Below are 12,512 nucleotides of genomic sequence, written 5' to 3' on the forward strand. Positions count from 1 at the left end.
TTCACCCTAGGCTGGTATAGAGCGCACCTTTGGTGCTTACCGTCGCCAATTTCATCGTTGTGGCTTATCTCAAGAAGATACAGAAAGCGAAATACACCCAATTTCCCAAGAAAACTCAAACTTGAATTTGTCGATACAGCCTAGCAACTAGAAGTATGATTCCTTCACAATGCACCGGTATTTCGTCCTTCCTCTAGCCCTGAGCCTGACTGCGTTCGCTGCGGACAATCCCTCCACAACCAGGCCCGCACAGCCCGCAGCCGAGACACTCGACCTCGCGACCATCGCCCGCATCCGCGAGGAGGGCATCAGCCGCTCGCACGTGATGGAGTACGCCGGAGCGCTCTTCGACCTCTCCGGTCCGCGCCTGACCTTCTCCCCGGACTACCAGAAGGCCGCCGACTGGTCCGTCGATCAGTTCAAGCACATGGGGCTGGTGAATGCCCATACCGAGAGCTTTGGCGAGACCGGCATGGGCTGGCGGCAGGTCGGCGCCTCGGTGCTGATGACGCAACCCGGAACTGCCACCATGCTGGCCCAGGCCGGTCCCTGGTCGCCTGCGACCAAGGGAGAGATCACGGCCGAGGTGATCGCTGTACCTACGCTCCGCACGCCGGCCGATCTCGATAAGTGGAAGGGCAAGCTGGCCGGGAAGGTGGTTCTCTACGGAGACGCCCCGAAGACCTCACCCAATCCTCCGGCCCCGATCGAAAGCTATGATGCCGCGAAGCTGCAGCACCTTTCCGAATTTCCGCTGGACGGCGACCAGGGCGAAACAGATGTACTGCCCACCGACCCCGATTTCTGGGGCAAGCGCTTTACGACCTTCAAGGAGGACCTCGCGAAGTTCTTTGCCGCCGAACACGCTGTCGCCGCACTGATTCCAGGCGGAAGCAACGGAGCGCTGCACGATGACACCAGCACGGCGGGCTTCGGCTGGTTTGTCTTCAAGCCGGAACACAGACAGATGATTCCCGGCGCCGTGATCAACACGGAATCCTTCCTGCGTATGTCACGTCTGCTCGAACATAAGGTCCCGGTGAGCGTGCGCATCAACATCCAGACAGAGTTCACGGGCGAGAAGGTTGACGGGCTGAACGTTGTTGCCGATCTGCCGGGCACGGATCCTACGCTGAAGGACCAGGTCGTGATGGCCGGTGGACATCTCGATAGCTGGATCGCGGGCACCGGCGCCACCGATGACGGTGCGGGCGTGGTGGTAGCGATGGAGGCGCTACGCATCCTCAAGGCGCTCGACCTCAAGCCGCGGCGCACTATCCGGGTCGCGCTATGGGGCGGTGAGGAGCAGGGTATCTACGGATCGCGCGGTTACGTCGTGAACCATCTGGCGAGCATGAAGTATCCCGAGGGAGAGAAATACAAGAACCTGCCTCCGTTCGTCATGCTGCCGAGCAGCGTAACTCCTAAGGCCGACCATGCGAACTTCGACGCCTACTTCAACATGGACAACGGCACCGGCAAGTTCCTGGGCATCTATGCCGAGGGCAACAGCGAAGCCGCGAGCATCTTCCGCCTGTGGATGGAGCCGGTGAAAGATCTCGGTTTCACCACCATCTCAGAACGAGCGACGGGCGCGACCGATCACGTCAGCTTCGATCAGGCCGGCCTTCCAGGCTTCCAGTTCATCCAGGATCCCCGCGACTACGAAACCCGCACCCACCACACCGCGCTCGACACCTATGAGCGGATCTCAGAACCTGACCTGCGCCAGGCCGCGACCATCATGGCGATCTTTCTATGGAACGCATCGCAGCGCGACGCCATGATGCCGAGGAAGATGGTGAATCTGAGCGCGCCTAAATCGTTGGAAGGACTGTACCCAACGGCCAAGTAGGCGCGCTCTTGTTGAATGGTTGAATGGTTGAATTGTCTCGTTGCCCATTCTTTGTCGAAGATAAAGAATGGGGTATTGCGCTTTGCGCGACGCTTTTGCCTGCATCGTCCCTAAGCGGGTGCCCCGCCCTCGCAACGCTAGGGCGGGCAAGGATGCCACAACTCTTAATGTTGATTATCCCTTTCACACATGTTTAGTGAGAGGGCCATAGAAAATTGACACATCAGCAGACCTAAAGACCTAAAGAAAGGTTTGCTATTGTTCCCATACATTCGTTGGCGCGGTCCTATTTTCCTCGGAGAGTCTCATATAAACTCGCGAGGAATGACAGTATTAGCTTCGCGTTTCACGGAGGAAGGCGCGGCCATTGTTGCCGATGGGCGGCGGATTGATGGTGAATCAGGGAGAGTAATCACAGGTACGGGGCAAAAGATAGCTTTCGGTGAACTTCCTAATTTTTCTTTTGCGTTCGGTTGGGCAGGGATATCGTCTTTTGATTGTCCGTCAGGCAAGAAATACTCGCTACAAAGTCTCACTTTAGAGTCCATTGATGAATTACGTCCGACTCGGTTTGATTGTGCGGTGGAGCTGATAGAAAGTATCGTTCGTGGCGTTCATGAGCGCGTAGTCCATCATGTTCAAGGCGCAAAGATTCCCACATACGCGGAGAACGAACGAATTGCTCATCTCTTAGTAGTTGGTTATTTCAAAACCCAACCGATTGAAGCTGCTATCCACATAAGGAGTCGTGACGGGGTACTAATGGGTGCAGAATGGGGACACTTCGCTTCGCCGCCTTCTGGGTGCCTCACAGTGGTATCAGGCTCCATGAGAATCGCGGAAGGAATGAACGCGGACGAAAGTACCAAATCGTTGCCCGAAGCAGAAAAGCTTCTTTTGTCCTATGCGCAGCAATGCATAGACGGGCGCGGAAGATTTATCGACTGCGAGGGGTTCGGCGGTCATATTCATTTGGCGCGCGTCACACCGCAGGGATGCCACTGGGTGAGACCACCCAAAGGAGATAACGCTAATGAACAAACACACCAAGCCCACAAGCAAAGCGGAGATTAGCGCGAAGATCAAAGCCGAACGGGAAGCTAAGAAAGTCCAGAAAATGGACAAATCTTGCTAAAAAGGCTCCTTGATAGATAGCTCGGCTAGCTGGGATGGAGAAGCGAGAGTTGAAGAGTTTCAAGTTGAAAGTTGAAGACGTACGGTATGGGCGGAGAAGAATTGGTTGCCACCTTCCTCCAAGCCATCCAACAACCCCTAAATAGGCATAAACCTGTAAAGGATGTCATGGAACCGAACAGCTGAAGCCGCGCCCTTAAGCACTACAGTTCGCGCGGGGCGCGAATGTCTTGTTCTTTGTTACGAAGAACAAGACGCAAAAGCAGGTCCTTCGCTTCGCTCAGGATGACAAATCGAAAAGATTGGGGCGTCCTTACCCGCCCTAGCGTTGCGAGGACGGGGCACCCACTTAGGGACGATGCGCGCACGCGTGCCCATTGGCACACCAACAGTTCATCCCGTCCACACCCCAACTGGCAACTGGAGACTGTTAACTGGCAACTGCCTTTACGTGGTGTGATCGACCACAATCTTCCATCCGGCGTCAGTCTTCTCCATGACCAGCGAAAAGACACCCTCAGCATTTCCGCCGTCCTGCTTCTTCCGCTCAAGATGGAACCTTCCCAGCACCACCGCGAAATTCTCATCAAGCTGCTTCACATCGAAATCACTGAAGCTCAGCGTGCCCATCGCGGCTTTGGTCGGATAGCTGCGGCGGTAGTTGTCTGCCAACTCTGCAAAACCCTTATGCACGCCGCGGCTGACAAAGATCGTCTCTGGGGAGTCTTTGTAGCCCGTCAGGAAGCCTTCAATGTCGCCGGCATTCCACGACCGTTCCTGCGCCAGCAGCACCTTGATGCAGTCCAGGGTCTGCTGGGGTACGGTTCCCAACTGGGCAGGTGCAAGGGTGGCGGAGGCAAGGACCAGGGCGAGCAAAATACGGCGCATGACTAAAATGTATCTATGCCCCACGCGCAGGCCAATACGAAAGTGGTGCACACCGTCTGTTCGCATGACTGCCCAGACTCCTGCGGTGTCCTGGTAACGGTCGATACGCTGACCGGACGCGCTACCAAAGTGCAGGGCGATCCCTCCCATCCGGTGACGCGTGGCTTTCTTTGCGGTAAGGTCGCCAAGTATCTCGACCGTGTCTATTCGCCTGATCGCCTGCTTTATCCCATGCGCCGCCGTGCCGATGCCCGGAAAGGTCCACTGGAGAAGGGCAACGAGGCCGCTGCGTTCGAGCGCATCTCCTGGGATGAGGCACTGGACCTGGTTGCCGGGCGCCTGAAGACCATCACGGAGACCCACGGGCCGGAGTCGGTGCTGCCCTACTCCTATGCGGGAACCATCGGCCAGTTGGGCTATGGCTCCATGGACCGCCGCTTCTTTCATCGCCTGGGAGCCTCGCAGCTCGACCGCACCATCTGCGCCAGTGCCGGCGGCGCCGCCATGATGAGCGTCTACGGCGTGAAGCTCGGTGTCGAGCCGCAGGACTTCGCGCATGCCCGCTCCATCATCGCCTGGGGCGCGAATATTCACGGCAACAACATCCATCTGTGGCCCTTCATCGAACAGGCCCGCCGCAATGGAGCGAAACTGATCGTCATCGATCCGTATAAGACCCGCACCGCGGCTCTGGCGGATTGGCACATCGCCATCCATCCGGGAACGGATACCGCTCTGGCGCTGGGCATGATGCATGTCATCGTGCGTGACGGTCTGGAGAACAAGGAATATATCGCCCGCTGCACGCATGGCTTCGACGACCTCAAGCGCCATGTCCTGCAACCCGAATACGCTCCAGCACAGGTGGAGAAGGTTACCGGAGTGGCCGCCGCCGATATTGAGCGCCTGGCGCGGGAGTACGCGCGTGCGGTGCCCTCGGCGATTCGCCTGAACTACGGCATCCAGCGCAGCGAGAACGGCGGCGCCGGCGCTCGCGCGGTGCTGATGCTGCCGCTGCTGACCGGCGCCTGGATGCATCGCGGCGGAGGCGTGCAGCTTTCCACCTCAGGTTCATTCCCTTTCAATTCGACACGGCTACAGATGCCGGAGCTGATGCTCGCCAGCCCTCTGAAGCGCGAGGCGCGCGTGGTGAACATGTCGCAGCTCGGCCAGGCGCTGACAGAGCTGAACGATCCGCCAGTAAAGGCGATGTTTGTCTACAACAGCAATCCCGCGGCCGTGGCTCCCAACCAGAATGCTGTACTGCGCGGCATGGCTCGCGAAGACCTGTTCACGGTGGTACACGAACAGTTCTTCACCGACACGGCCGACTACGCGGACGTCCTGCTGCCCGCGCCGACCTTCCTGGAAGTGAAGGACACGCAGGGAGCCTATGGCCATCTCTTCGCGCAAATCTCATCACCAGCCATCGCACCGCTGGGCGAGGCGAAGTCGAATGTGTGGCTCTTCGGCCAACTCGGCCAGCGCATGGGATTTCCGGAGGCCTGCTTCCACGACACCGAAGACGATCTGATCGCGCAGGCGTACGAGACCTCACATCCGTGGTTTGCCGGTATTACGCCAGAACGCCTGGAGAAGGAAGGCCATGTCCGCCTGAATCTGCCGGAAGGTGAGCCCTTCTCTTCGCCGGGGTGGTTCCGTACGCCCTCCGGAAAGGGCGAGTTTTCGTCGACCGCGATGGTGGAAGCGGGAAGCGATGCGATTCCAACCTTCCACGCTCCCAGCGAGTCGCGGTTGAGCCCACAGGCTGCGATCTATCCACTGGAGTTCCTGCCGCGCAAGGCCGACAACTACATGAACTCCACCTTCGCCAATCTGGAAAGCCACCAGAAGCTGGAAAGTGGACGCATCGGCGTGCTGGAGATGCATCGCACCGATGCCGCCCTGCGCGGCATCGCCACTGGAGACCCGGTCGAAATCTTCAACGACCGCGGCCGGATGCAGCTTACCGCCCACGTCGACGGCACCGTACCAGAGGGCGTCGTCGCTTCCCGCCTCTCCTGGAATAAGACCCACGCCGAGGGGCAGGGCATCAATTTGCTCACCAGCGAACGCCTTACCGATATCGGCGGCGGAGCAACTTTTTATTCCACATTGGTTGAGGTTCGCAAATCCTGCGTCTAACGACAGGTGAAGCGAATCCTTCGTGAGAGCGGCGCCTGGCTTCTGATTCTTATCGGAGTGGCAGGCTGCGTCCTGCCCGTAATTCCCGGAATTCCTCTGCTGATCGGCGGTCTGGCCGTCCTTGCAGTCGACCGCCCCTGGGCGGCGCGCCTGCTGGAGCGCGTGAAGGAAAAGTGGGGGAAGGCGAAGGAGAGGATAAGGACGCCTCAGAAGGTTGAATAGTTGAATGGTTGAATAGTAAGGCCCGCCCCAGTCGGCGATTGGCGGAACCATTCAACTATTCAACTATTCAACCCTGCGGCCACCAACTCCACCGCGCTTTCCCTCACCCCATCCGTATCTCCGAAATCACTCAACCAATGAACATCCGCATCCCGGCGGAACCAGGTGAGCTGGCGCTTGGCGTAGTTGCGGTGACCCTGCTGTGCTGCGGCGATGGCCTCTTCGCGAGTGAGTGTGCCTTGCAGTAGTGCCAACGCCTGGGCGTAGCCGAGTGATGTCAGAGGGCGGACGTCGGCGCCGTATTTCGCAACGAGTGCGGCAGTCTCTTCGACCAGGCCGTGATCGAACATGGCTGCGGCGCGGCGATTGATGCGGTCGTAGAGTAGTGTGCGGTCGGGGTTGAGGCCGATACGCAGAATGCGGTAGCCGGTGAGCGGATCGCGTCCCTGCTGTTGCCAGGCCTCGGTCATCGGGGTCTTCGCCGTGAGACAGACCTCGACGGCGCGAATCAGTTTCGGGGTGTCGTTGGCGTGGATGCTCTCAGCGGCTTTGCGGTCCAGGCGTGTGAGTAGACGGTGCAGATACTCGCTGCCGCGTGTCGCAACACGCTGACGAAGCCGCTCCCGCAGCTCTTCGTCGCGTTGGGGACCTTCGAACAGACCATCGGTGAGCGCCCGCAGATAGAGACCCGTGCCTCCGCTGACGATCGGCAAGTGGCCGCGTGCGGCGATCCCGGCAATTGCGGCACGGGCCTCGCGGTTGTAGTCGCCGGCGGTGCAGGGTTCATCGGGGTTGAGGATGTCGATCAGGTGATGAGGAACAGCGGCGCGCTCCTCCGCAGATGGCTTGGCGGAGCCGATATCCATACCACGGTAGACGGAGACCGAATCGCAGCTCACAATCTCGCCGTGGAAGCGCTGCGCCAGGTGAATGCCCAGCGAAGTTTTGCCGCTTGCCGTCGGACCGACGAGTACGACCAGTAGAGGCTGAGGCTCTACCATGGCTTCCACCATCCCGCCCCCAGCGTGTGGTGCAGATGAGCGCGCCACAACGCTCCGGCGATGACTAGAAGAGCCAGGACAAGAAGACCGCGCGCGATGGAGGTTGACGCGTCAGGCTTCATTGCACGGGCATGTTGTAGAAGAATCCGCAGCGCAGTTCAAGATAGGGACCTTTGAACTCCTTGGGTAGCGGCGGAAACTGTCCTTCGGCGGTGATGGCTCCCCAGGCGGCTTTGTCCAGGGCGACATCCCCGGACTTGGTCTCCAGCAGGATGTTGCCGATGCGGCCATCCGAAAGAATCACGAAGCGGATACCAGTTACACCTTGTTTCAGAATCGGCGCACGGACCGACTCAGGGATCAGGGGATCCCAGTTGCGCTGGATGTCGTTCCGCAGGCGGCGCATGTAGGGACCGAAGTCCACGCCCATGGTGTCGGAGAGAATCTCAGCGCCTGCCTGTAGCCCGGGGTGCTGCGGGTTAGCATTGGCGCCGTAGTTGCCGCCGCCACCGCCGTTCCGGGCTGCCTGCGCGGCCTGCTGCACCAGGTTGCCGAAGCCGGTAGCCGCGCGATTGGTATTGAAGTTGGGTTTAGGTGCATCCAGGGCCGCCTGCTGCTGCGGCGGAGGCTGATGCTGCGGTAGCGGCGTAGACGGCAACGGCTGCTGTGCCTGTTGTGGCGCCGGCTGCTGCGGCTGTGGAGCAGGTGCGGGGGCTGCCTGTTGCGGAGCAGGCTGGGGCGCGGGAGGCGCCTGCACCGGCGCCGGAGGAGCGCTGCGCTGCATCGCCTGCAACTGCTGCAGTGTCTTCTTGTCGAGCGTAGGCGTCTTCGTCTGGGCGACGCGATCCTTGTCGCTGATGATGTCCGTGGGCTTCTTCGGCAGCTTCTTGCCGACATCCGGCGGTAGATCGAGGTAGCGCAGTTCCTTATCGCGTTGCTTCAGGGCGTCAACAACGGAAATGACCTTGCCCTGGTGGAAGAGCACCCTGGGGCCATAGAGCATGAACCAGCCGAGGATGAACCAGACGATGATCGAGATATAGATCGACTCGCGGAAACGCGCCCGGGCGCGCTCATCGTCGATCTCATCCATCAGGTGGAGCAGCTCATGGTGCTCCATCTCGTCGTAGCGGCGGGCTTTACGGCCGCTAAGCTCCGGCGAAGGAGCGTTGGGTGGCGTTTCCACTGGCGTCATCTTGAGATAAGACTTCTGCCGCGGACAGGAAGTCTCGTCGGCAGTTGACCTTCTTACTATTTTCTCACCCTCCCCCCGTACAATGACCGGGTGCGCGCCACAGTCATTACTGTTTCCGACAGCAGCTTCGCCGGCCGAAGAGAGGATCTCTCCGGTCCCCGGGTGCGGAAGGTGCTTGAAGCGGCAGGGTTTACGGTCGATCAGCGGCTGGTTCCGGACGATGTGGAGGCCATTGCTTCCGCACTGCGGGAGTCGGCCAGAGAGGCGCAGCTTGTGGTCACCACCGGAGGAACAGGCCTGGCGGAACGGGACGTCACGCCGGAGGCCACACTTTCGGTCTGCACCCGGCTGGTTCCCGGTCTGGCGGAGCGCATGCGCTTCGAGGGGGCAAAAAAAACGCTGCTGGCTGCGCTCAGCCGGGGTGTCTGCGGCATCCTCGACCGGACGCTGGTCATCAACCTTCCTGGAAGCCCCAGCGGTGCGCAGGAGTCGCTGGAGACCGTGCTTCCCCTTCTGCCGCATGCCCTCGAGCTTCTGGCGGGGCACACCGATCACGCCGGCCTGAACCGGTAAGCGGCGTCCAAAGTCAAATCAAGTTAACCCAGGCACGATAAAATGGAACTTCCGTGAAATCTTCACCTTCAGTACTTATTCACAAGTTCCTCGCTTGGCTGCTCAAGTTGCTGCTGCCGCTTGGCTTCTGGGGAATCGGCGCTCTTGCCCTCATTGACTCCGCGACCATTCCGGTCCCGATCGACGCCCTGCTCATCGCCTATGTCGTCCACGATCACCCCAAGGCGTTCCTGTTTGTGCTGCTGGCAGCGGCGGGTTCCGCGATTGGAAGCCTGGTGCCCTTCTATGTCGGCCGTGCCGGTGGCGAGCTGTTTCTGCTGAAGCGGATCAACCGCAAGCGCTATGAGCAGCTCCGTGACCGCTTTGAGCGGCAGGAGTTCCTGGCCATCATGATCCCGGCCATGCTGCCGCCGCCGACACCGATCAAGCTCTTCGAGTTTGCCGCCGGCGTCTTCGAGATGCGCACGACGGCATTCTTTCTGGCGATCTTCCTGGGCAAGTTCCTCCGCTTCGGAGCCGAAGCAGTCATCACCATCCTCTACGGCCCGCAGATCATCGACACCGCCGGCAACATGATTCATGAGCACACAGGTTATGTCATCGGCATCGGTGGCCTGCTGCTGCTGCTCGTAGGCTTCTGGATCATCCGCAAACTCTTCGACCGCCGCAAAGGCGACCGTTTTCCCGTTGAGGAAAACGGCGCGGTTGAACCCGTGGATTCGGTTGAATAGTTGAAGCCGGTGATAGGCCAATGATGAAACGCTGGATAGAGCATTTTTCCTGTAGGTGTAGAGCAGGGCTTGTGCATCTATGGGCGTTTTCCGCAATGAAAACGCCGCTGCACGCTCGTCCCGGGATACCCAGCTACAGGAGAAATGCTCTAGTACTGTTGCTGCTGACTGTTCCTGCCCTGGCTCAGAAGCCAAAGGCCGACCCACGTCTGGCGCCACTGGCGTTTCTCAGCGGCCATTGGACCTCGGCCACCGAAGAGGAGTACTGGTCGTCTCCCATTGGGGAGAGCATGGTCGGCACCTATCGCGTCCTCAAGGATGAGGCTCCGGTCTTCTATGAGTTCTGGGCGATCGAGATCGAGAACGGCCAGCCGGTCTACAAGATGAAGCACTTCAACGCCAATCTGCAGGGCTGGGAGCCAAAGGACGAGTTCGTCCGCCTGCCGATGACGGAGCACGAAGCCAACTCCGTGACCTTCTCCAACGGCAAAATCACGCTCCACTACGAGCGGCATGGAGCGATGCTGTTCAGCACGCTGACGCGGACAAAGAACGGCAAAGAAGTGAAAGATGAGTTCCGTTTACGGCGAACGCCGTAAACGACTGGAATGATTGAAAAATTGAATGATTGAATAATCGCCGACGCTGCCCGTTCAGCTTTTCGTCTTATTCAATTATTTCGTTATTCAATCATTCAATAAAATAAGTCCTTTATGGATACACCCCGTATTGCTATCCCTATTCCCTGGTCTACCGATGCAGCGTACTCGCAGCGTGCGTGGCCGCAGTATGCTGAGGCGCTTCGGCGTTGCGGAGCGGAGCCGGTTCCGGTGCCGCTGGACAGCACCAACGCTGAGATTGCCAGGATTGCCAACAGCTGCCAGGCCTTTCTTCTGCCCGGCAGCGGCGCCGATGTGAATCCGCAGAAGTATGGGCAGCCGCGCGATCCTGAGACCGCCGATGCCGATCCCGCGCGCGAGAATGTCGATGAGCTGCTGCTGCAGGATGCGCACAACATGCACAAGCCACTGCTCTGCATCTGCTTCGGTGTGCAGATGTTGAATGTGTGGCGGACCGGCTCGTTAGTACAGCATGTGCAGGACACCGGGATCGATCATCGTGCCGGCCGCGAAGTGATGGAGGCTCATCCAGCCGAGGTGGCAGCCGACTCCATGTTGGGCGGCATTGTGGCGGCAACGGGCGTTCCGGAGCATGACCACATGCTCACGGTGCCGGTGAACAGCAGCCATCACCAGGCGCTGCAGGATCCCGGCGACGGTCTGCGAATTGTGGCGCGGTGTCCTACGGACGGCGTCATCGAGGCCGTCGAAGGAGGCCAGCATCCAGGCCACTTTGTGCTGGGAGTGCAGTGGCATCCGGAGCGCACCTTCGATCATTCGCCGGCTTCACGGGCGATCTTCGAGCGCTTTGTCGACGAGGCACGGCAGTGGAAGCCGCGCGAGATCAAGGACTCCATCGCATGACCATCGACGTCGCCCGCGTCATTACCCAGACACGGAAGCTGGTGGAGATCGACTCTCCATCGGACGATAAGGCCGCAGTCGATCGTTGCAACGACGTCCTGTTGGAACTTGCCGCAGGGTTGCAGCCGCAGGTCAAGCGCCATCGGCAGAAGCAGCACGGCGACCTGCTCGAATTGCGTTTTGGCTCGAAGCGCAAGGGGCGTAAGCCGGTCGTCCTGCTCGGCCATCTCGATACCGTATGGCCCATCGGCACACTGAAGACGATGCCCTGGCGGCAGACAGCGACCCATCTCTATGGCCCCGGCGTATTGGACATGAAGCTCGGAGTCGCGATGGCGCTGGAAGCCTTGCGCGTTGCGGAGCTGCAACGCGAGGTGGTGTTGCTGCTCGTCTCCGACGAAGAGATCGGCAGCCCTGCGTCACGGCCCGTCACGGAGAAGATCGCACAGACAGCCGAGGCGGTCTTTGTATTGGAGCCGGCACAGGCGCCGAACTGGGCTTACAAGACCCAGCGCAAGGGAATCGGCAACTATCGCATTGCCGTGACCGGTGTGAGCGCACATGCGGGTGTGGATCCGGAGAAAGGGCATTCGGCGACACTGGAGCTCTCGCGGCAGTTGCTGAAGATTGCCGAACTGAATGACCTGAAGCGCGGCATCACGCTGAACGCCGGCGTCATCGGCGGCGGCACCAAGTCGAATGTGATTGCCGCCGAAGCCTGGGCCGAGATCGATCTGCGGATCCCAACCGTGCGCGATGGCGAACGCATCGATCGCAAGCTGCGCGCACTGAAGGTTGTGGACAAGGAGTGCACGGTGACGGTGACCGGCGGCATCAATCGCCCTCCGATGGAGCGGTCCGCGGGAACTGTGCGGCTCTATCGCCAGGCGAAGAAACTAGCGGCTGGCCTTGGGTTTTCACTGGACGAAGCAGCGACCGGCGGAGGCTCGGACGGCAACTTCACCGCTCCGTTTGCACCAACGCTCGATGGCATGGGCGCGGTCGGCATCGGAGCACACGCAGTGCACGAGCAGATTGAGATCGCACACATCGCCCCACGTACGGAACTGCTGGCGCGGATGGTTGCTAGTTGCTAGTTCCTGGCTGCTAGTTGAGCCACCGAACTGGGTGCCCCATGTCCCCTTAGGGACGTGGGCCCGGCCTTTTCTTTCCTAGGCACTTCATTTCAAGCGGATCTTTCTCACTCGTTCAGGTTGAAGGAAAGGGGTTCGAGCTTCGCTCGAATACCCAGGTCCCCGAGGGACCCGGGGCACCCAGTGTCGT

13 protein-coding genes are annotated in these 12,512 nt (G+C 59.9%); 9 read left to right on the forward strand and 4 right to left on the reverse strand.

What is annotated here, in order from left to right; all coding sequences use genetic code 11:
* Positions 1-169 precede the first annotated feature (169 nt).
* Together AB4Y89_RS23480 and AB4Y89_RS23485 are read left to right on the forward strand one after the other, a co-directional pair.
* Positions 170-1,855 (forward strand): M20/M25/M40 family metallo-hydrolase, encoded by a 1,686-nt coding sequence (locus AB4Y89_RS23480; protein ID WP_442303376.1) that lies wholly within the window; start codon positions 170-172, stop codon positions 1,853-1,855.
* 324 nt (positions 1,856-2,179) lie between these two features.
* Positions 2,180-2,929: a hypothetical protein gene (locus tag AB4Y89_RS23485; RefSeq protein ID WP_442303377.1), complete on the forward strand. Its 750-nt coding sequence runs from the start codon at positions 2,180-2,182 to the stop codon at positions 2,927-2,929.
* Between the two features lie 507 nt (positions 2,930-3,436).
* On the opposite strand, the gene AB4Y89_RS23490 is transcribed toward AB4Y89_RS23485, so the two are convergent.
* A complete protein-coding gene (locus AB4Y89_RS23490; RefSeq protein WP_442303378.1) occupies positions 3,437-3,877 on the reverse strand; it encodes a YybH family protein in 441 nt (146 codons plus the stop codon).
* Positions 3,878-3,892: 15 nt separating this feature from the next.
* Here AB4Y89_RS23490 and AB4Y89_RS23495 point away from each other — a divergent pair, with 15 nt between their 5' ends.
* Positions 3,893-6,022: a molybdopterin-containing oxidoreductase family protein gene (locus tag AB4Y89_RS23495; protein WP_442303379.1), complete on the forward strand. Its 2,130-nt coding sequence runs from the start codon at positions 3,893-3,895 to the stop codon at positions 6,020-6,022.
* 6 nt (positions 6,023-6,028) lie between these two features.
* A complete protein-coding gene (locus AB4Y89_RS23500; protein ID WP_442303380.1) occupies positions 6,029-6,244 on the forward strand; it encodes a PGPGW domain-containing protein in 216 nt (71 codons plus the stop codon).
* A gap of 59 nt (positions 6,245-6,303) precedes the next feature.
* On the opposite strand, the gene miaA is transcribed toward AB4Y89_RS23500, so the two are convergent.
* From miaA to AB4Y89_RS23515, 3 genes are read right to left on the reverse strand one after another with little or no spacing between them, the layout of a single operon-like run.
* A complete protein-coding gene (miaA, locus tag AB4Y89_RS23505; RefSeq protein ID WP_442303381.1) occupies positions 6,304-7,245 on the reverse strand; it encodes a tRNA (adenosine(37)-N6)-dimethylallyltransferase MiaA in 942 nt (313 codons plus the stop codon).
* Positions 7,239-7,367, reverse strand: a complete 129-nt coding sequence (locus AB4Y89_RS23510; RefSeq protein WP_442303382.1) for a hypothetical protein — start codon at positions 7,365-7,367, stop codon at positions 7,239-7,241. Before AB4Y89_RS23510 ends, miaA begins: the two co-directional genes overlap by 7 nt.
* Entirely contained in the window at positions 7,364-8,440 is a 1,077-nt protein-coding gene (locus tag AB4Y89_RS23515; protein WP_442303383.1) for a TonB C-terminal domain-containing protein, read from the reverse strand. The genes AB4Y89_RS23510 and AB4Y89_RS23515 overlap by 4 nt, the downstream gene beginning before the upstream one ends.
* 90 nt (positions 8,441-8,530) lie before the next feature.
* Here AB4Y89_RS23515 and AB4Y89_RS23520 point away from each other — a divergent pair, with 90 nt between their 5' ends.
* The 5 genes from AB4Y89_RS23520 (at position 8,531) to AB4Y89_RS23540 (ending at position 12,325) form a co-directional block, all read left to right on the forward strand.
* Entirely contained in the window at positions 8,531-9,013 is a 483-nt protein-coding gene (locus AB4Y89_RS23520; RefSeq protein ID WP_442303384.1) for a MogA/MoaB family molybdenum cofactor biosynthesis protein, read from the forward strand.
* Between the two features lie 53 nt (positions 9,014-9,066).
* Positions 9,067-9,744: a YqaA family protein gene (locus AB4Y89_RS23525; protein ID WP_442303385.1), complete on the forward strand. Its 678-nt coding sequence runs from the start codon at positions 9,067-9,069 to the stop codon at positions 9,742-9,744.
* Between the two features lie 95 nt (positions 9,745-9,839).
* Positions 9,840-10,343, forward strand: a complete 504-nt coding sequence (locus tag AB4Y89_RS23530) for a DUF6265 family protein (protein WP_442303386.1) — start codon at positions 9,840-9,842, stop codon at positions 10,341-10,343.
* 114 nt (positions 10,344-10,457) lie between these two features.
* On the forward strand, positions 10,458-11,228 hold the full coding sequence (locus tag AB4Y89_RS23535; protein WP_442303387.1) for a gamma-glutamyl-gamma-aminobutyrate hydrolase family protein: 771 nt from the start codon (positions 10,458-10,460) through the stop codon (positions 11,226-11,228).
* Complete coding sequence (locus AB4Y89_RS23540; protein WP_442303388.1) at positions 11,225-12,325, forward strand: M20 family metallopeptidase; 1,101 nt, start codon at positions 11,225-11,227, stop codon at positions 12,323-12,325. The genes AB4Y89_RS23535 and AB4Y89_RS23540 overlap by 4 nt, the downstream gene beginning before the upstream one ends.
* Positions 12,326-12,512 lie beyond the last annotated feature (187 nt).

Origin of the sequence: Terriglobus sp. 2YAB30_2 (assembly GCF_052114765.1) — a bacterium.
Taxonomy (GTDB): domain Bacteria; phylum Acidobacteriota; class Terriglobia; order Terriglobales; family Acidobacteriaceae; genus Terriglobus.

What these genes read in the sequence shown, in the direction of transcription:
- AB4Y89_RS23485 (WP_442303377.1), top strand. Translation starts at nt 2,180, where the DNA reads ATGACAGTATTAGCTTCGCGTTTCACGGAGGAAGGCGCGGCCATTGTT.
- AB4Y89_RS23535 (WP_442303387.1), top strand. Translation starts at nt 10,458, where the DNA reads ATGGATACACCCCGTATTGCTATCCCTATTCCCTGGTCTACCGATGCA.
- AB4Y89_RS23510 (WP_442303382.1), bottom strand. Translation starts at nt 7,367, where the DNA reads ATGAAGCCTGACGCGTCAACCTCCATCGCGCGCGGTCTTCTTGTCCTG.
- AB4Y89_RS23480 (WP_442303376.1), top strand. Translation starts at nt 170, where the DNA reads ATGCACCGGTATTTCGTCCTTCCTCTAGCCCTGAGCCTGACTGCGTTC.
- miaA (WP_442303381.1), bottom strand. Translation starts at nt 7,245, where the DNA reads ATGGTAGAGCCTCAGCCTCTACTGGTCGTACTCGTCGGTCCGACGGCA.
- AB4Y89_RS23490 (WP_442303378.1), bottom strand. Translation starts at nt 3,877, where the DNA reads ATGCGCCGTATTTTGCTCGCCCTGGTCCTTGCCTCCGCCACCCTTGCA.
- AB4Y89_RS23515 (WP_442303383.1), bottom strand. Translation starts at nt 8,440, where the DNA reads ATGACGCCAGTGGAAACGCCACCCAACGCTCCTTCGCCGGAGCTTAGC.
- AB4Y89_RS23495 (WP_442303379.1), top strand. Translation starts at nt 3,893, where the DNA reads ATGCCCCACGCGCAGGCCAATACGAAAGTGGTGCACACCGTCTGTTCG.
- AB4Y89_RS23540 (WP_442303388.1), top strand. Translation starts at nt 11,225, where the DNA reads ATGACCATCGACGTCGCCCGCGTCATTACCCAGACACGGAAGCTGGTG.
- AB4Y89_RS23530 (WP_442303386.1), top strand. Translation starts at nt 9,840, where the DNA reads ATGAAAACGCCGCTGCACGCTCGTCCCGGGATACCCAGCTACAGGAGA.